Genomic DNA, 18,055 nt, shown 5'->3' with positions numbered 1-18,055 from the left:
TAACAACTTCGGTGGCCCCGCTTACAAGCTTTTACTCTTTAATTACGCCACGGGCGCGCAGCAGCGCCGTTTTGAAATCTTCCTCGTAGTCTTTCTGGATACCGGGAATTACTGCGTCTTTTGCAGAGTCGCGCATTTTCAGGTGATAGATCAGAATGTCGTCGGTTAAATCCGCCAGTTCACCGTCAAAACCTGACTCTTTCGCCAGTTTCTGCAAAAATTGCATCAGGTTAAGGTCGGGCTCTTTTTGCCAGGCTGGCTGGAGGAGTTCAATAACTTCATTCAGGCGTTTACATTTCATGGTCGTGCTCCTTACTCTTGAGACAGACACGTTAGCAGGGTCAATCCCACAATAAAAGAGGCGATATCAGTGAATCAGGATAGTGCAATAACAGGGGTTGTACTGGCTGGCGGAAAGGCCAGGCGAATGGGGGGCATTGATAAAGGCTTGCTTGAGCTTCAAGGGAAACCGCTGTGGAAACATGTCGCCGATACGCTGTTATCGCAACTGAATACGGTGGTTGTGAATGCCAATCGGCATCAGGAGATTTATCGCTCAGGCGGCCTGAAAGTCATTTCGGATGTAATAGCGGATTTTCCCGGTCCGCTGGCGGGTATGCTTTCTGTTTTCCAACAGGAAAACGGAGACTGGTTTCTGTTTTGCCCCTGTGACACCCCTTTTATCCCGCAGACGCTGGTTGCCCGATTACGTACCAGTCGCGATCAGGCACCGGTGGTGTGGGTGCACGATGGAGAACGGGATCATCCCACCATTGCGCTGGTTCACCGCTCGGTGCAACCGTTTTTGCAGACCTATCTGCAGTCTGGTGAGCGACGGGTGATGGTTTTTATGCGTCAGGCTGGTGGACATGCCGTTGATTTCAGCGACTGCAAGGAAGCGTTTGTGAATGTGAATACCCTTGAGGAGCTTGATAAATGGCAGGAAAAACAATGATCCCTTTACTGGCTATCGCCGCGTGGAGTGGAACGGGAAAAACGACGCTGCTCAGGAAGCTAATCCCGGCCCTGTGCGCTGCAGGGATCCGTCCGGGTCTTATTAAGCATACACATCATGATATGGACGTGGATAAGCCGGGAAAAGATAGTTACGAACTGCGTAAAGCGGGAGCAGCGCAAACGCTGGTCGCCAGCCAACAACGTTGGGCATTGATGACCGAGACGCCAGAAGCACCCGAACTGGATTTAGCGTACCTGGTCAGCAGGATGGATACTTCCACACTGGATATGGTGCTGGTTGAGGGATTTAAGCACGAAGCCGTCGCGAAGATCTTATTGTTTCGACAAGGATACGGTCGCAGTGTGGAGGAGCTGACCATCGATGAGCACGTTATTGCAATCGCCAGTGATGTTCAACTCAGTGTGGATATTCCGCAATTAGATATCAATGATATACAGCAGATTTCAGTATTCATTTTGCGTTGGCTGAAGACACAATAAACCGGCCTCGGTACCCTGCTCTGCCAGATAGCACGCCTGCAATTCATCGTGTTCAAAACGCAAAAAGGCCCGGTCTTTCGACCGGGCCTTTCGCTTGATTTGATGCCTGGCAGTTCCCTACTCTCACATGGGGAGACCCCACACTACCATCGGCGCTACGGCGTTTCACTTCTGAGTTCGGCATGGGGTCAGGTGGGACCACCGCGCTACTGCCGCCAGGCAAATTCTGTTTCATCACCCCGTTTCCACAAAGTGACATAATCTGTTATCAAGCTGATATTGATGTCTCTCACGCCAAAACATCTTCGGCGTTGTAAGGTTAAGCCTCACGGTTCATTAGTACCGGTTAGCTCAACGCATCGCTGCGCTTACACACCCGGCCTATCAACGTCGTCGTCTTCAACGTTCCTTCAGGACCCTTTAAGGGTCAGGGAGAACTCATCTCGGGGCAAGTTTCGTGCTTAGATGCTTTCAGCACTTATCTCTTCCGCATTTAGCTACCGGGCAGTGCCATTGGCATGACAACCCGAACACCAGTGATGCGTCCACTCCGGTCCTCTCGTACTAGGAGCAGCCCCCCTCAATTCTCCAGCGCCCACGGCAGATAGGGACCGAACTGTCTCACGACGTTCTAAACCCAGCTCGCGTACCACTTTAAATGGCGAACAGCCATACCCTTGGGACCTACTTCAGCCCCAGGATGTGATGAGCCGACATCGAGGTGCCAAACACCGCCGTCGATATGAACTCTTGGGCGGTATCAGCCTGTTATCCCCGGAGTACCTTTTATCCGTTGAGCGATGGCCCTTCCATTCAGAACCACCGGATCACTAAGACCTGCTTTCGCACCTGCTCGCGCCGTCACGCTCGCAGTCAAGCTAGCTTATGCCTTTGCACTAACCTCCTGATGTCCGACCAGGATTAGCTAACCTTCGTGCTCCTCCGTTACTCTTTAGGAGGAGACCGCCCCAGTCAAACTACCCACCAGACACTGTCCGCAACCCGGGTAACGGGCCTACGTTAGAACACCAGCCATTAAAGGGTGGTATTTCAAGGGCGGCTCCATGCAGACTGGCGTCCACACTTCAAAGCCTCCCACCTATCCTACACATCAAGGACCAGTGTTCAGTGTCAAGCTATAGTAAAGGTTCACGGGGTCTTTCCGTCTTGCCGCGGGTACACTGCATCTTCACAGCGAGTTCAATTTCACTGAGTCTCGGGTGGAGACAGCCTGGCCATCATTACGCCATTCGTGCAGGTCGGAACTTACCCGACAAGGAATTTCGCTACCTTAGGACCGTTATAGTTACGGCCGCCGTTTACCGGGGCTTCGATCAAGAGCTTCTCCTTACGGATAACCCCATCAATTAACCTTCCGGCACCGGGCAGGCGTCACACCGTATACGTCCACTTTCGTGTTTGCACAGTGCTGTGTTTTTAATAAACAGTTGCAGCCAGCTGGTATCTTCGACTGATTTCAGCTCCACGAGTAAATCGCTTCACCTACGTATCAGCGTGCCTTCTCCCGAAGTTACGGCACCATTTTGCCTAGTTCCTTCACCCGAGTTCTCTCAAGCGCCTTGGTATTCTCTACCTGACCACCTGTGTCGGTTTGGGGTACGATTTGATGTTACCTGATGCTTAGAGGCTTTTCCTGGAAGCAGGGCATTTGTTACTTCAGCACCGTAGTGCCTCGTCATCACGCCTCAGTGTTAAAGTGAACCGGATTTACCTGGAACACACACCTACACGCTTAAACCGGGACAACCGTCGCCCGGCCAACATAGCCTTCTCCGTCCCCCCTTCGCAGTAACACCAAGTACAGGAATATTAACCTGTTTCCCATCGACTACGCCTTTCGGCCTCGCCTTAGGGGTCGACTCACCCTGCCCCGATTAACGTTGGACAGGAACCCTTGGTCTTCCGGCGAGCGGGCTTTTCACCCGCTTTATCGTTACTTATGTCAGCATTCGCACTTCTGATACCTCCAGCATGCCTCACAGCACACCTTCACAGGCTTACAGAACGCTCCCCTACCCAACAACACATAGTGTCGCTGCCGCAGCTTCGGTGCATGGTTTAGCCCCGTTACATCTTCCGCGCAGGCCGACTCGACCAGTGAGCTATTACGCTTTCTTTAAATGATGGCTGCTTCTAAGCCAACATCCTGGCTGTCTGAGCCTTCCCACATCGTTTCCCACTTAACCATGACTTTGGGACCTTAGCTGGCGGTCTGGGTTGTTTCCCTCTTCACGACGGACGTTAGCACCCGCCGTGTGTCTCCCGTGATAACATTCTTCGGTATTCGCAGTTTGCATCGGGTTGGTAAGTCGGGATGACCCCCTAGCCGAAACAGTGCTCTACCCCCGAAGATGAATTCACGAGGCGCTACCTAAATAGCTTTCGGGGAGAACCAGCTATCTCCCGGTTTGATTGGCCTTTCACCCCCAGCCACAAGTCATCCGCTAATTTTTCAACATTAGTCGGTTCGGTCCTCCAGTTAGTGTTACCCAACCTTCAACCTGCCCATGGCTAGATCACCGGGTTTCGGGTCTATACCCTGCAACTTAACGCCCAGTTAAGACTCGGTTTCCCTTCGGCTCCCCTATTCGGTTAACCTTGCTACAGAATATAAGTCGCTGACCCATTATACAAAAGGTACGCAGTCACCCCATAAAAGAGGCTCCCACTGCTTGTACGTACACGGTTTCAGGTTCTTTTTCACTCCCCTCGCCGGGGTTCTTTTCGCCTTTCCCTCACGGTACTGGTTCACTATCGGTCAGTCAGGAGTATTTAGCCTTGGAGGATGGTCCCCCCATATTCAGACAGGATACCACGTGTCCCGCCCTACTCATCGAGCTCACAGCACGTGCAATTTTGTGTACGGGGCTGTCACCCTGTATCGCCGGCCTTTCCAGACCGTTCCACTACCACACATGCTGATTCAGGCTCTGGGCTGCTCCCCGTTCGCTCGCCGCTACTGGGGGAATCTCGGTTGATTTCTTTTCCTCGGGGTACTTAGATGTTTCAGTTCCCCCGGTTCGCCTCGTTAAGCTATGTATTCACTTAACGATAGTGCAACGGATTGCACTGGGTTTCCCCATTCGGACATCGCCGGTTATAACGGTTCATATCACCTTACCGACGCTTTTCGCAGATTAGCACGTCCTTCATCGCCTCTGACTGCCAGGGCATCCACCGTGTACGCTTAGTCGCTTAACCTCACAACCCGAAGATGTTTCACTTCTGATTGCGAAAATTTGAGAGACTCGAACACACATTAACTGTGTGTCGTTTCAATTTTCAGCTTGATCCAGATTTTTAAAGAGCAAATATCTCAAACATGACTCTGAAGTCAGTTTTGAGATATCGGTGGCAACGCCTTTCACACATTCCCGCGCAAGTGGCGTCCCCTAGGGGATTCGAACCCCTGTTACCGCCGTGAAAGGGCGGTGTCCTGGGCCTCTAGACGAAGGGGACACGAAAATTGCTTATCACGCGCTGCGTGATATTTTCGTGTAGGGTGAGCTTTCATTAATAGAAAGCGAGCGGCCTTATTCTGTTCAGCCTCACTCCCAACGCGTAAACGCCTTGCTTTTTACTTTTCATCAGACAATCTGTGTGGACACTACAAAGGCAGGTTCTTTAAGGTAAGGAGGTGATCCAACCGCAGGTTCCCCTACGGTTACCTTGTTACGACTTCACCCCAGTCATGAATCACAAAGTGGTAAGCGCCCTCCCGAAGGTTAAGCTACCTACTTCTTTTGCAACCCACTCCCATGGTGTGACGGGCGGTGTGTACAAGGCCCGGGAACGTATTCACCGTGGCATTCTGATCCACGATTACTAGCGATTCCGACTTCATGGAGTCGAGTTGCAGACTCCAATCCGGACTACGACATACTTTATGAGGTCCGCTTGCTCTCGCGAGGTCGCTTCTCTTTGTATATGCCATTGTAGCACGTGTGTAGCCCTGGTCGTAAGGGCCATGATGACTTGACGTCATCCCCACCTTCCTCCAGTTTATCACTGGCAGTCTCCTTTGAGTTCCCGACCGAATCGCTGGCAACAAAGGATAAGGGTTGCGCTCGTTGCGGGACTTAACCCAACATTTCACAACACGAGCTGACGACAGCCATGCAGCACCTGTCTCACAGTTCCCGAAGGCACCAAGGCATCTCTGCCAAGTTCTGTGGATGTCAAGACCAGGTAAGGTTCTTCGCGTTGCATCGAATTAAACCACATGCTCCACCGCTTGTGCGGGCCCCCGTCAATTCATTTGAGTTTTAACCTTGCGGCCGTACTCCCCAGGCGGTCTATTTAACGCGTTAGCTCCGGAAGCCACGCCTCAAGGGCACAACCTCCAAATAGACATCGTTTACGGCGTGGACTACCAGGGTATCTAATCCTGTTTGCTCCCCACGCTTTCGCACCTGAGCGTCAGTCTTCGTCCAGGGGGCCGCCTTCGCCACCGGTATTCCTCCAGATCTCTACGCATTTCACCGCTACACCTGGAATTCTACCCCCCTCTACGAGACTCAAGCCTGCCAGTTTCGAATGCAGTTCCCAGGTTGAGCCCGGGGATTTCACATCCGACTTGACAGACCGCCTGCGTGCGCTTTACGCCCAGTAATTCCGATTAACGCTTGCACCCTCCGTATTACCGCGGCTGCTGGCACGGAGTTAGCCGGTGCTTCTTCTGCGGGTAACGTCAATGAATGCGGTTATTAACCACATCCCCTTCCTCCCCGCTGAAAGTACTTTACAACCCGAAGGCCTTCTTCATACACGCGGCATGGCTGCATCAGGCTTGCGCCCATTGTGCAATATTCCCCACTGCTGCCTCCCGTAGGAGTCTGGACCGTGTCTCAGTTCCAGTGTGGCTGGTCATCCTCTCAGACCAGCTAGGGATCGTCGCCTTGGTGAGCCGTTACCTCACCAACAAGCTAATCCCATCTGGGCACATCCGATGGCAAGAGGCCCGAAGGTCCCCCTCTTTGGTCTTGCGACATTATGCGGTATTAGCTACCGTTTCCAGTAGTTATCCCCCTCCATCGGGCAGTTTCCCAGACATTACTCACCCGTCCGCCACTCGTCAGCGAAGCAGCAAGCTGCTTCCTGTTACCGTTCGACTTGCATGTGTTAGGCCTGCCGCCAGCGTTCAATCTGAGCCATGATCAAACTCTTCAATTTAAGTTTGATGCTCGTGAATTAAACTTCGTAATGAATTACGTGTTCACTCAGAGACTTGGTATTCATTTTTCGTCTTGCGACGTTAAGAATCCATGTCACTTTGAGTGCCCACACAGATTGTCTGATAAATTGTTAAAGAGCAGTTGCGACGCGCTTCAGCGCTCTGTCGCGAGGTGGCGTATATTACGCTTTCCTCTTTCAGAGTCAACCCTGATTTTCAGGATTTTTCTCTTCAACCGAACCGGCTGTTTGTGTGAAGTGATTCACATCCGCCGTGTCGATGGAGGCGCATTATAGGGAGTTCCCGAGTATCCGCAATAGAAAAATATCAGAAAAATGACTGACTGCTGCATTCCCCAGCAAAACCCCGCCTTATACCCTTTTACACACAGACTTATCCACAATCACAGGGATCATTTGCCCGATCTTTCCTCCTGCATGGGATCGTTATAGAGAGAAAATTAGCGCCAGAATCGAAAAAGAAAAATTCGCGAGCGTTGCGCAAACGTTTTCGTTACAATGCCCCCGCAAAAGAAAGGATGCCCCGTAAGGGGCGTTAGCTAAGTTTTTCACGAAAAATTCAGCTAACGCTCTCTGTAATCGTCAAATCCAGGGGATTTACCATGCAACAACGTCGTCCAGTCCGCCGCGCTCTGCTCAGTGTTTCTGACAAAGCCGGTATCGTCGAATTCGCCCAGGCACTTTCCGCACGTGGTGTGGAGCTACTGTCGACAGGGGGCACTGCCCGTCTGTTAGCAGAGAAAGGTCTGCCGGTGACCGAAGTTTCCGATTACACCGGTTTCCCGGAAATGATGGATGGACGCGTGAAGACCCTGCATCCTAAGGTACACGGCGGCATCCTCGGTCGTCGCGGCCAGGATGACGGGATTATGGAACAGCACGGTATCGCGCCAATCGATATGGTGGTTGTTAACCTTTATCCGTTCGCCCAGACCGTTGCCCGTGAAGGCTGCTCACTGGAAGATGCGGTAGAGAATATCGATATTGGCGGGCCGACCATGGTGCGCTCCGCCGCGAAGAACCATAAAGATGTCGCCATTGTGGTGAAGAGCAGCGACTACAACGCCATTATTAACGAGATGGATGCTAACGAAGGCTCACTGACCCTCGACACCCGTTTCGACCTCGCAATTAAAGCCTTCGAACACACCGCCGCTTACGACAGCATGATCGCCAACTACTTTGGCAGCATGGTTCCGGCCTATCACGGCGAAAGCAAAGAAGCCGCAGGTCGTTTCCCGCGCACGCTGAACCTGAACTTCATTAAGAAGCAGGATATGCGTTATGGCGAGAACAGCCACCAGCAGGCTGCCTTCTATATAGAAGAAGATGTTAAAGAAGCATCCGTTGCTACCGCGACCCAGGTACAGGGTAAAGCGCTGTCTTATAACAACATCGCTGATACCGACGCAGCGCTGGAGTGTGTCAAAGAGTTCGCCGAACCCGCCTGCGTGATTGTGAAGCATGCTAACCCCTGCGGCGTAGCGGTAAGCACCTCGATTCTCGATGCATACGACCGTGCGTATAAAACGGATCCGACCTCTGCCTTTGGCGGCATTATTGCCTTCAACCGCGAACTGGATGCGGAAACCGCGCAGGCCATTATTTCCCGTCAGTTTGTCGAGGTGATTATCGTCCCGTCCGCCAGCGAAGATGCGCTTAAAATCACCGCCGCCAAGCAGAACGTTCGCGTTCTGACCTGCGGCCAATGGGCGCAGCGCGTGCCGGGTCTGGATTTCAAACGTGTTAACGGGGGTCTGTTGGTTCAGGACCGCGATCTGGGGATGGTCACTGCCGGTGAAATGCGCGTGGTCACTAAGCGCCAGCCGACCGAACAGGAACTGCGTGACGCGCTGTTCTGCTGGAAAGTCGCGAAGTTCGTTAAATCCAACGCCATTGTTTACGCCAAAGAGAACATGACCATCGGCATTGGCGCAGGCCAGATGAGCCGCGTCTACTCCGCCAAAATCGCCGGGATCAAAGCCGCTGATGAAGGCCTGGAAGTGAAAGGTTCCGCCATGGCCTCCGATGCCTTCTTCCCTTTCCGCGATGGTATTGATGCTGCCGCCGCCGTCGGTGTGAGCTGCGTGATCCAGCCTGGCGGTTCTATCCGTGATGATGAAGTGATTGCTGCCGCTGATGAACACGGTATTGCAATGATCTTCACCGACATGCGCCACTTCCGCCATTAATGGAGCGAGACATGAAAGTATTAGTTATCGGAAACGGCGGGCGCGAGCACGCTCTGGCATGGAAAGCCGCTCAGTCACCGAAAGTAACAACTGTGTTTGTTGCGCCGGGTAACGCCGGTACCGCGCTGGAACCGACGCTGCAAAATGTCGCTATTAGCGCGACCGATATTCCGGCGCTGCTGAGCTTTGCCCAGAGTGAAAAGATTGACCTGACGATCGTAGGCCCGGAAGCGCCGCTGGTGAAAGGCGTGGTTGATACCTTCCGTGCCGCTGGCCTGAACATCTTCGGTCCAACCGCTGGTGCCGCACAACTGGAAGGCTCCAAAGCGTTCACCAAAGATTTCCTTGCTCGCCACCAGATCCCGACGGCCGAATACCAGAACTTTACCGAAGTCGAACCGGCCCTCGCCTACCTGCGTGAGAAAGGTGCCCCGATCGTCATTAAAGCTGACGGTCTGGCAGCCGGTAAAGGCGTGATCGTCGCAATGACGCTGGAAGAAGCCGAAGCCGCCGTACAGGACATGCTGGCAGGCAACGCGTTTGGCGATGCGGGTCATCGTATCGTGATTGAAGAGTTTCTTGATGGCGAAGAAGCCAGCTTTATCGTGATGGTCGACGGTGAGCACGTCTTGCCAATGGCGACCAGTCAGGATCATAAGCGCGTAGGTGATGGCGACACCGGGCTGAACACCGGCGGTATGGGCGCCTACTCTCCGGCACCAGTGGTGACGGATGTCGTCCACCAGCGCACGATGGAACGCATTATCTGGCCTACCGTGAAGGGTATGGCGGCAGAAGGTAACACCTATACCGGTTTCCTGTATGCCGGTTTGATGATCGACAAGCAGGGCAATCCAAAGGTAATCGAATTCAACTGCCGTTTTGGCGATCCTGAAACGCAGCCCATCATGCTGCGCATGAAGTCCGACCTGGTTGAGCTCTGCCTGGCCGCCTGCGAAGGCAAACTGGATGAGCAAAAATCCGAGTGGGATGAACGCGCCTCGCTCGGCGTCGTGATGGCGGCGGGCGGTTATCCTGGCGATTATCGCACCGGTGACGTGATCCACGGTCTGCCGTTGGAGGATGTGGCAGATGGTAAAGTGTTCCATGCAGGGACCAAACTGGCCGATGACGAGCAGGTCGTTACCAGCGGTGGTCGCGTGCTGTGCGTTACCGCGCTGGGTGACACCGTGGCCGATGCGCAGAAACGCGCCTATGCCTTAATGACTGATATCCACTGGGATGACAGTTTCTGTCGCAAAGACATCGGCTGGCGCGCCATCGAGCGTGAACAGAACTAACGCAAGAGTTTCGCCAGTAATGTCTTTCGCGTAATCCCTAACTGACGGGCGGCTTCTGTTTTGTTGCCGCCCGTTTTCTCCAGCGCCGCCAGAATCACCTCTTTTTCGACTTCCACCAACGGCTGAATGGCCCGATCCGCCACGAATGGCAGCGGCTGATTCGCAATCGCCAGCGGCAACTCGCGCTCAGAAATATACTCCCCGGTCAGCAGGACCACCGAGCGCTCAATTGCATTTTCCAGTTCGCGGATATTCCCCGGCCAGTCGTAGTGAATCAGCAGATCCATGGCTCGCGGGGTAAACCCTTTGACTGCCTTACGATTGCGTTTAGCAAAGCGCTGAAGAAAGTGGTCCGCCAGCAGAGGGATATCTTCCCGCCGTTGACGCAGCGCCGGTGTTTCAATCGTCACGACGTTCAGGCGGTAGTAGAGATCCTGACGAAATCGACCGGCCTGCACCTCTTCCGCCAGATCTCGATGGGTCGCGGCAATCAGACGAACATCAACCGAGAGCGTCTGATTGCTGCCCACGCGCTGCACTTCGCGTTCCTGAATCGCCCGGAGTAACCGCACCTGCATCATCGGCGAGATATCGCCAATTTCATCAAGAAACAATGTGCCGCCGTTGGCTTCGACAAAGCGTCCTTCCCGGCGTTTGTCGGCACCGGTAAATGCCCCTTTTTCATGGCCGAACAGCTCAGATTCCAGCAACGACTCGTTGAGTGCCGCGCAGTTCAGTGTCACCAGCGGTTTGTCGCTCCGTGCACTGCTCGCATGCAACGCGCGCGCCACCAGCTCTTTCCCGGTGCCGGAGTCACCATGAATCAGCACTGTCGCATCCGAAGGGGCGACCATCGCAATCTCACTGAGCAGTTGTTGCATCGCCGGGCTTTTGCCAACCATTCCAAACTGCGAGGCGGAAACGGAGGGCAACTCGCTGGCGGGCTCTCGCGAATGCGCCAGCGCGTTTTCCAGTGTCGTTTGTAGATGGTCAAAATCCAGCGGTTTGATCAAATAATCCAGCGCGCCGGTCTTCAGCGCCTCTACTGCCGTCTCCACGCTGGAAAATGCGGTCATGATCAGTACCGGAATGGCCGGGTTCAGCGCCTTGATCTCTTTCAGCGTCTCGATGCCGTCCATCTCTGCCATGCGCACGTCACACAGCACGAGGTCAAAGACGTGTTCACGTACCTGCTCGAGTGCGGCTCGACCGCTGTACACCAGCGCGACGTCATAACCCCATCCCCGCAGTAATGCCTGTAAAATGGTGCAGTGGCTGACATCGTCATCCACCACCAGAATGTCGATCTTTGCGCGAATCATCCTTGTGAATCCTTACGTGTTAACGTCACCGGGAGCCAGAGGGTGAACGTTGCGCCCTTACCTGCCGGACTATCCACCTGAATCGTCCCGCCATGCTGTTCAATGATGTTCTGTACCACCGCCAACCCCAGTCCCGTACCGTCCGCTTTGGTTGTGTAGTAAGGGGTAAAAATGGCGGCCAACTGTTCTGGCGCAATCCCTTTCCCACTGTCTACAACGGCGATTTTAACGCGATCGGTTCCGCTTGTGCTTGCCTCAACACGAATGGTCCCCTGATTCCCGATGGCATGAATTGCATTCAGATAAAGATTCAGCAGTACCTGCGTCAGCCTGTCCGGATCGGCCTGAATGAGCGGTAGCGCAGAGTCAGGCGCAAATTGCAGATCGATCGCCCGATTCTGCGCGTCCTGGCTAATTAACTGGAGAGAGTGAGCGATCACCGCATTGAGATCCACGGGCTGCAGGGATAAATGCGCTGGCTTCACCAGTTCCAGCAACTCGCTTACCACTCGGTTTAAACGGTCGGCCTCTTTCGCCATCACCTGCGCCAGCTCATGCGCTTCACCGCCCGCTGGCGCGCGTTCAGCAAAGTACTTTGCCAGCCCTTTGATAGATGACAACGGATTACGAATCTCATGTGCGACGCCTGCCGCCAGATGCCCGAGCGCCACCAGCTTCTCTTTGCGGTTCATCTCATCCTGCAAAAGCTGGCGAGAACGCAGGTATCGCCGGTACCAGAAAAACGTCATAAGGGTCGCCAGTAGCACGGTGGTCAGCGCGAAAAGCATAATCAGCGTATTGCGGCACTCACGCGCCTGCGTCACGGCCAAATCGCTGGCATCAAAGGCGATAAAAATAGATTGTTGGGCAGAGTCAGACATTCCGCCATTCCCACGCGACATCGCGCGCATACCGTGCCGGCCAGGGAAAAACAGCGGCTGGAACTGACGATAAATCTCCAGCGCCGGAACGGGTTCCCCCTGCGTATCCGTCGCGTTAACCGGACGCCAGCGTGTCTCTTCTCCCGGATTTAATGTTTGCATTTCTGCTGGCGAGTAGAGCGTTCTCCCGACCTGCGCAGGATCGCTGTGCATCACGACGTTGCCCTGAGCATCCGTCACAGCAAACCACAGTACGCCAGGCTGCCCCGCCATCTCTTCGAGTAGCGTTTGCTGCTGGGCATGATGCATCCGCATGCCCATTCCGACGCGCGTCCCCGACTCCAGCGCGCGGATGAGCACGCTGCCCTTTTCCAGCAGCGTCTGACGCGCCGCCTCACTTTCACGCCCGTAATCGCGGATCACCATCACGGCAAATAACCCAACCAGAGTCAGGATGACGGCGGGGAGCACCCCGCTCAACCATCGGGCTACCGTATCCTTATGTCCTCGCATCATTCGCATCTGCTCTCTGTGGCTCAATCCCTTCGTTGTTTCAGCAGAAATCATGCCACTTTTCGCGGCCCGTATCCCGGTCTTGTTACGCAAACTGCCGACGCTGACGGGTAAAAATGACTCGCTGCATCTTACCGGTGGGTCATTTTTACTCGTCTTGCTGCCCCGCGTGTCGCCAGAGCCCGCGCCGGATGGGAAAAATCGGTCTGGCACGGAAGATGCAATACGGAAGATAAGACCACCCACAGGAGGAAAAATGATGAAACGGAACACGAAAGCAGGCCTGGCGTTGATCGCCCTTTCTTTGATGGTGTTGGGCTCCAGCCCCGCACTGGCACGGCATCACTGGGGGAACGGCGGCGGCATGTGGCAACAGAATGGCAGTGGACTGAGCGCAGAGCAGCAGGCTGCCGCGCAAAAAATCCATAATGACTTTTACACCCAGACTAACGCCCTGCGCCAGCAACTGATGTCCAAACGCTATGAGTACAATGCGCTGTTAGCAACTAATCCGCCGGATACCGCCAAAATCAGTGCGGTGGCGAAAGAGATGGAATCCTTAAGACAGTCACTGGATGAACAACGAGTGAAACGGGATGTCGCAATGGCTCAGGCCGGTGTCCCTGGCGGTATGGGGATGGGCTACGGCGGATGTGGTGGCGGTGGCGGCCACATGGGGATGGGGCGCTGGTAATCGCTGATGGCCGGATGACGGCTTTGCCTTATCCGGCCTACGCCAGACACGCTGTAGGCCTGATAAGCGTAGCGCCATCAGGCATTCAAAACGTTTTTTCTTTTGGTTGCCAGTGACAGAAGTCGGAATTTGCCACCAGCAGAAGCTGTGACCCTTCGGGCGCCTCCAGCCATGCCACGCTGACATCAACAGATGAACGACTCTGGCGGCGCTCAATATGACTCATCGCCCGGGCGTCTAAATCCGGCTTCATCGTCTCACCTTCGCAGGTGGTAACCGCATGTTCAGCCGCATGCCAGCGTCCCTGGCGCAATACCACCCGTCCCTGACGCAATGCATCGCTGGTCTGGCGGATCTGCTCGGCACGATAACGGTATAATTCGATTTGATCGTTCGACAACTGTTGTTTTTGACCATCGACTTCGCGCTGCATAAAACTCAGCTCGCCCCGATCGTCAAAACGCACGCGGATATGTTCCGGCGGTTCGCCAAAAATATTGAGTTCTATCAGTGAAAGGGTATCACCCTGCCAGCGGTACTCGCTGGTTGTGGTACTGCCATTACGCCACGGGCTAAATACCGAAAGCAAATGGACGCCATCTGCGGCATCTTTACGCCAGATACGCACCGCGCCCTGGTTGTCAGCAAAGCCGCTGGCCGTAAACGGCGGAAGAGAAGTGTTATGGCTACAGGCCGTCAGCAACAGTACGCCTGCTAACGTCAACATGCGACGCCAGACAGACGAAAGGGGCGAAACCGCCCCTTCATTAAAACTGTTCACAGCCACGCGGTCTTACTTAACTGCGTCTTTCAGTGCTTTACCAGAAACAAACGCCGGTACGTTAGCTGCGGCGATTTTGATTTCTTTACCGGTCTGCGGGTTGCGGCCAGTGCGCTCAGCACGGTGGTTCACTTTGAAGGTACCGAAACCAACCAGTTGTACAGCATCGCCTTCTTTCAGAGACTCAGTAATAGCAGCCAGAGTGGATTCCAGAGCAGCTTTAGCCTGGGTTTTGGACAGTTCTGCTTTGTCTGCAATTACATCAATCAGTTGAGTCTTATTCATAAGTTATCCTTACAATGTGTTTATCGCTTGCTAAGCATCGAGTGCGACGGAAATGCCAGAAAAGCACTCTCCTGCATACACGCACCGATAGCCACTTTTTTTCGCCCTCCAAATGTAGACCAGACGGGGGGCGGAAGGGAAGCCTTCAGGTACGACAATTCAGAAGTTAAATCACGTTTTCGTGTCTTACTGCTGCAAATTTATACCGATATTGCTCTCACCAGCCTCACGCAGGTCTGCTCTGAGCCCTTTTATCAGCTCAATGTCGCGTTCTTCGCAGTCCGCTAAAAGTCGGAATATTTCCCACTGAATATCCCACTCTTGTTCCACGGCCGGGTTATCTTTGAGCTCTTCATCGCTCATTTCTCGACCAGCCTGGGTCATTTCCAGCATTGCAACCGTAGTAATGGACGTCTTGCTGACTTCAATGGCGTGTTCCAGCGTCTCACCGCTCAAACGAGAATGAACCAACTCACTTAACGCCACGCAGGCATCAATGGCCGGATAAACCCCGTACAGGTCATAATCATCAGCAGCCGGGATCGCTTCTTCAAACTTCTCCAGTTGGCTGTCAAAATTCACTTTCGCGTCTTTGACCGTCAACGTCTCCCAGATCAGGTCCAGAATACGACGGTACACCTGGCCGTCGCCAAACCCGGTCTGGTGGCAGAACATGGCATAGTTCGGGTACATGCGCTCACACAGGCAGGCCATAAAAGTGACATGCTGCCAGCTTTCCAGACGTTCCAGACGCAGATGAATCGGGTTTTGTAACATGATGAATTCTCGAATCAGAAATTAGCGGCAGTGTACATCAATCAGGGTTGAATTTCCTGCCATCGCATAAACGCCGGACGTTCCGATGCTACGGCATCCGCCCAGCGGGTCGGCTCCGGCAGACGATAGCCGTTCATACAGCGCTGTACCCACGCCAGAGCGCTGTCCAGCCCAACGCGATGGCCTGTGGCGATAAACAGTGGATTACAGCGCGCTTTGCTGCGCCAGACCCACGCCAGCTGTTCGCCTTTGTCCATCAGCGGTGCCAGCGCGCCAGGTTCAGCACCGAGGGGGTCAAACTTGCCGCACAAACGCTTTTTCGCCACGCCAATGGTCGGCACCTCTACCAGCAGTCCAAAGTGGCTGGCCACGCCGAGACGGCGTGGGTGGGAAATACCGTGTCCATCCACAAACAGCAAATCAGGTTTTTGCGACAATTGCGCCCACGCGGCAAGCAGCGCGGGCGTCTCGCGAAAGGAGAGAAAGCCGGGGATATAGGGCATGGTGGTGGCGATGCGCGCCACCTGATATTCAACCAGTTCCAGCGAGGGATATTTCAGCAACACCATCGCGGCTCGCGTCACCTCACCATTCTGCTCAAACCCGACATCGGCACCCGCGATAAGATCCGGTGGATCGCGATCAAATCGATCTGTACGGATGACCGAGGAGGCCAGTTCAAGCTGTTGAGCGCGTAGCGACGCGAGATCCATACTGACCCCCTACTTATGATACTGCGCAGATAAGCGGTGCACCGCCTCTACAAAGACGCCGGCATGTTCAGGCGGCACGTCCTGATGAATACCATGGCCGAGGTTAAAAACGTGCCCCTCACCCTGGCCAAAACCAGAGAGGATCGTCGCCACCTCTTCTTCGATACGCGCCGCAGGCGCATAGAGCATCGACGGGTCCATATTGCCCTGCAAGGCCACTTTATGGCCGACACGACGACGCGCATCGGCAATGTCGGTGGTCCAGTCGAGTCCGAGTGCATCGCAACCCGTTTCCGCCATCGCTTCCAGCCATTGTCCGCCACCTTTGGTAAACAGCGTTACCGGCACGCGGCGACCGTCGTTTTCACGCAGCAGGCCATCGACGATTTTATGCATGTAATACAGCGAGAACTGCTGATAATCGCGCCCGGTCAGCACACCGCCCCAGGTGTCAAAAATCATCACCGACTGCGCACCCGCTTTGATTTGGGCATTGAGATACAACGTGACGCTCTTCGCCAGCTTATCAAGCAGCGCATGCAGCGTTTTCGGGTCGGCATACATCATCTTTTTAATCACGGTAAAGGCTTTGCTGCTTCCGCCTTCTACCATGTAGGTCGCCAGCGTCCACGGACTGCCGGAGAAACCGATCAGCGGCACGTCGCCTTTCAGCTCGCGACGAATCGTACGTACCGCATTCATCACGTAGCCCAGTTCATCTTCCGGATCGGGAACCGGCAGTTTGTCGACATCGGCTTTACAGGCCACCGGGGCTGTGAAACGCGGGCCTTCACCGGCTTCAAAATAGAGGCCCAGCCCCATCGCATCCGGAATAGTCAGAATATCCGAGAAGAGGATCGCCGCATCAAGCGGATAACGGCGCAGCGGCTGGAGTGTGACTTCACAGGCCAGCTCGGCATTTTTGCACAGCGACATAAAATCGCCCGCCTCTGCGCGGGTGGCTTTATATTCCGGTAAATAGCGGCCCGCCTGGCGCATCATCCATACCGGGGTGACATCAACGGGCTGGCGCAGCAGCGCACGCAGATAACGATCGTTCTTCAGTTCGGTCATTTTTGCAGTTCCTTATTGCGTCAGGCCGTCAGTGTATCACGTGATTCACTCATACTCAGCCCGACACATTGCCACGGTATCTTCGATGAGACGCCGTGCGACGGTGCCTGGCGGCGGCAGGAGCGGTAAATTATCGTAACGATACCAGTTTGCCTCCAGCAGCTCTTTCGGGTCGATGACGATCTCGCCGCTGTCGTACTCCGCCATAAACGCAGTCATCAGCGACATCGGGAAAGGCCAGGGCTGCGAAGTCACATAGCGCAGGTTTTTCACTTTGATACCGCTCTCTTCCATCACTTCGCGCGCCACCGCCTGTTCCAGGGTTTCGCCCACTTCAACGAATCCGGCGAGCACAGTATGCACACCGTTGCGGTGGCGAACGTGTTGAGCAAGCAGGATCGAGTCATCGCGGCGAATGGCGACAATAATACAGGGGGCGATTTGCGGATAGTAACGTTCACGACAGTGGGTACAGAGCATCGCCCACTCCGTTTTACTCGGATGCATGGGGTGTCCGCAGTAGCCGCAGAACTTATGCGAACGATAAAACTCGGCCAGTTGCACACCGCGACCCGCCAGTTGAAACAGACCCACATCCTGATCGAGCACCTGGCGAACCGATCCCATCTCGTGACGCCGGTGCTGTTGTACCAGCCAGACGGGCTCTCCTTCCCACTCTCCGATATGCAGCGCAGGCTGCCCGACAAGATCGAAATGTGTCGCGTCACCATGTGGCAATTCGCCGTGAGGCAACCATAATTTTTGCTCATGACTGACGATCCACCAGCCGTGATCTAATTTTTCAATAATACGATCCATAGCTCTTGCACTACCTTTGCTTCACTGGCAT

14 protein-coding genes, 1 tRNA gene and 3 rRNA genes are annotated in these 18,055 nt (G+C 54.4%); 5 read left to right on the top strand and 13 right to left on the bottom strand.

Annotation, left to right across the window (positions count from 1 at the left end; all coding sequences use genetic code 11):
• Nucleotides 1-31: 31 nt before the first annotated feature.
• Nucleotides 32-301 carry a YihD family protein gene (locus I6L53_RS00580; RefSeq protein WP_042325406.1) on the bottom strand — a complete coding sequence of 90 codons (270 nt, stop codon included), beginning with the start codon at nt 299-301 and terminating at the stop codon, nt 32-34.
• Between the two features lie 126 nt (nt 302-427).
• Between I6L53_RS00580 and mobA the strand changes: the two genes are divergently transcribed.
• Both mobA and mobB read left to right on the top strand, forming a co-directional pair.
• Entirely contained in the window at nt 428-955 is a 528-nt protein-coding gene (mobA, locus tag I6L53_RS00575; protein ID WP_042325403.1) for a molybdenum cofactor guanylyltransferase MobA, read from the top strand.
• Entirely contained in the window at nt 952-1,458 is a 507-nt protein-coding gene (mobB, locus tag I6L53_RS00570) for a molybdopterin-guanine dinucleotide biosynthesis protein MobB (RefSeq protein WP_084196675.1), read from the top strand. The genes mobA and mobB overlap by 4 nt, the downstream gene beginning before the upstream one ends.
• Before the next feature lie 104 nt (nt 1,459-1,562).
• On the opposite strand, the gene rrf is transcribed toward mobB, so the two are convergent.
• The 4 genes from rrf to I6L53_RS00550 form a co-directional block, all read right to left on the bottom strand.
• Nucleotides 1,563-1,678: ribosomal RNA gene (gene rrf, locus I6L53_RS00565) — 5S ribosomal RNA — on the bottom strand.
• A gap of 95 nt (nt 1,679-1,773) precedes the next feature.
• Nucleotides 1,774-4,680, bottom strand: a 23S ribosomal RNA gene (locus I6L53_RS00560).
• A 182-nt stretch (nt 4,681-4,862) separates the two neighbouring features.
• A tRNA-Glu gene (locus I6L53_RS00555) sits at nt 4,863-4,938 on the bottom strand.
• 171 nt (nt 4,939-5,109) lie between these two features.
• Nucleotides 5,110-6,651, bottom strand: a 16S ribosomal RNA gene (locus I6L53_RS00550).
• The 16S, 23S and 5S rRNA genes sit together here with 1 tRNA gene alongside, the layout of an rRNA operon.
• Before the next feature lie 623 nt (nt 6,652-7,274).
• On the opposite strand from I6L53_RS00550, the gene purH reads away from it, so the two are divergent.
• Both purH and purD read left to right on the top strand, forming a co-directional pair.
• Nucleotides 7,275-8,864: a bifunctional phosphoribosylaminoimidazolecarboxamide formyltransferase/IMP cyclohydrolase gene (purH, locus tag I6L53_RS00545; RefSeq protein ID WP_042326199.1), complete on the top strand. Its 1,590-nt coding sequence runs from the start codon at nt 7,275-7,277 to the stop codon at nt 8,862-8,864.
• Between the two features lie 11 nt (nt 8,865-8,875).
• A complete protein-coding gene (gene purD, locus I6L53_RS00540; protein ID WP_042326200.1) occupies nt 8,876-10,165 on the top strand; it encodes a phosphoribosylamine--glycine ligase in 1,290 nt (429 codons plus the stop codon).
• On the opposite strand, the gene zraR is transcribed toward purD, so the two are convergent.
• Both zraR and zraS read right to left on the bottom strand, forming a co-directional pair.
• Nucleotides 10,162-11,487: a sigma-54-dependent response regulator transcription factor ZraR gene (gene zraR / locus I6L53_RS00535; protein ID WP_042326202.1), complete on the bottom strand. Its 1,326-nt coding sequence runs from the start codon at nt 11,485-11,487 to the stop codon at nt 10,162-10,164. The genes purD and zraR overlap by 4 nt on opposite strands.
• Nucleotides 11,484-12,890, bottom strand: coding sequence for a two-component system sensor histidine kinase ZraS (gene zraS / locus I6L53_RS00530; protein ID WP_042326203.1), 1,407 nt, complete (start codon nt 12,888-12,890; stop codon nt 11,484-11,486). Before zraS ends, zraR begins: the two co-directional genes overlap by 4 nt.
• Nucleotides 12,891-13,140: 250 nt before the next feature.
• Here zraS and zraP point away from each other — a divergent pair, with 250 nt between their 5' ends.
• Nucleotides 13,141-13,575, top strand: a complete 435-nt coding sequence (gene zraP / locus I6L53_RS00525) for a zinc resistance sensor/chaperone ZraP (protein WP_042326244.1) — start codon at nt 13,141-13,143, stop codon at nt 13,573-13,575.
• 85 nt (nt 13,576-13,660) lie between these two features.
• Here zraP and I6L53_RS00520 read toward each other — a convergent pair whose 3' ends face one another.
• From I6L53_RS00520 to nudC, 6 genes are all read right to left on the bottom strand, one after another.
• Entirely contained in the window at nt 13,661-14,356 is a 696-nt protein-coding gene (locus tag I6L53_RS00520) for a DUF1481 domain-containing protein (protein ID WP_042326246.1), read from the bottom strand.
• A gap of 12 nt (nt 14,357-14,368) precedes the next feature.
• A complete protein-coding gene (gene hupA / locus I6L53_RS00515; RefSeq protein WP_001044509.1) occupies nt 14,369-14,641 on the bottom strand; it encodes a nucleoid-associated protein HU-alpha in 273 nt (90 codons plus the stop codon).
• Nucleotides 14,642-14,827: 186 nt separating this feature from the next.
• On the bottom strand, nt 14,828-15,418 hold the full coding sequence (locus I6L53_RS00510) for a YjaG family protein (RefSeq protein ID WP_042326205.1): 591 nt from the start codon (nt 15,416-15,418) through the stop codon (nt 14,828-14,830).
• 41 nt (nt 15,419-15,459) lie between these two features.
• Complete coding sequence (gene nfi, locus I6L53_RS00505) at nt 15,460-16,131, bottom strand: deoxyribonuclease V (RefSeq protein ID WP_042326207.1); 672 nt, start codon at nt 16,129-16,131, stop codon at nt 15,460-15,462.
• A gap of 9 nt (nt 16,132-16,140) precedes the next feature.
• Complete coding sequence (gene hemE / locus I6L53_RS00500) at nt 16,141-17,205, bottom strand: uroporphyrinogen decarboxylase (RefSeq protein WP_042326208.1); 1,065 nt, start codon at nt 17,203-17,205, stop codon at nt 16,141-16,143.
• A gap of 45 nt (nt 17,206-17,250) precedes the next feature.
• Complete coding sequence (gene nudC, locus I6L53_RS00495; protein WP_042326212.1) at nt 17,251-18,024, bottom strand: NAD(+) diphosphatase; 774 nt, start codon at nt 18,022-18,024, stop codon at nt 17,251-17,253.
• Nucleotides 18,025-18,055 lie beyond the last annotated feature (31 nt).

The sequence above is a fragment of the Citrobacter farmeri genome (genome assembly GCF_019048065.1).
In the GTDB taxonomy this organism is placed as follows: Bacteria; Pseudomonadota; Gammaproteobacteria; order Enterobacterales; family Enterobacteriaceae; genus Citrobacter_A; species Citrobacter_A farmeri.
Note: the sequence above shows the minus strand (reverse complement) of the source record. Positions and strands in the feature narration are given on the sequence as shown.

Excerpts from the sequence above, each read along its gene's own strand:
- purD (WP_042326200.1), top strand. The coding sequence starts at position 8,876 with ATGAAAGTATTAGTTATCGGAAACGGCGGGCGCGAGCACGCTCTGGCA.
- I6L53_RS00580 (WP_042325406.1), bottom strand. The coding sequence starts at position 301 with ATGAAATGTAAACGCCTGAATGAAGTTATTGAACTCCTCCAGCCAGCC.
- nfi (WP_042326207.1), bottom strand. The coding sequence starts at position 16,131 with ATGGATCTCGCGTCGCTACGCGCTCAACAGCTTGAACTGGCCTCCTCG.
- hemE (WP_042326208.1), bottom strand. The coding sequence starts at position 17,205 with ATGACCGAACTGAAGAACGATCGTTATCTGCGTGCGCTGCTGCGCCAG.
- zraS (WP_042326203.1), bottom strand. The coding sequence starts at position 12,890 with ATGCGAATGATGCGAGGACATAAGGATACGGTAGCCCGATGGTTGAGC.
- zraP (WP_042326244.1), top strand. The coding sequence starts at position 13,141 with ATGAAACGGAACACGAAAGCAGGCCTGGCGTTGATCGCCCTTTCTTTG.
- nudC (WP_042326212.1), bottom strand. The coding sequence starts at position 18,024 with ATGGATCGTATTATTGAAAAATTAGATCACGGCTGGTGGATCGTCAGT.
- purH (WP_042326199.1), top strand. The coding sequence starts at position 7,275 with ATGCAACAACGTCGTCCAGTCCGCCGCGCTCTGCTCAGTGTTTCTGAC.
- hupA (WP_001044509.1), bottom strand. The coding sequence starts at position 14,641 with ATGAATAAGACTCAACTGATTGATGTAATTGCAGACAAAGCAGAACTG.
- mobA (WP_042325403.1), top strand. The coding sequence starts at position 428 with ATGGGGGGCATTGATAAAGGCTTGCTTGAGCTTCAAGGGAAACCGCTG.
- zraR (WP_042326202.1), bottom strand. The coding sequence starts at position 11,487 with ATGATTCGCGCAAAGATCGACATTCTGGTGGTGGATGACGATGTCAGC.
- I6L53_RS00510 (WP_042326205.1), bottom strand. The coding sequence starts at position 15,418 with ATGTTACAAAACCCGATTCATCTGCGTCTGGAACGTCTGGAAAGCTGG.
- mobB (WP_084196675.1), top strand. The coding sequence starts at position 952 with ATGATCCCTTTACTGGCTATCGCCGCGTGGAGTGGAACGGGAAAAACG.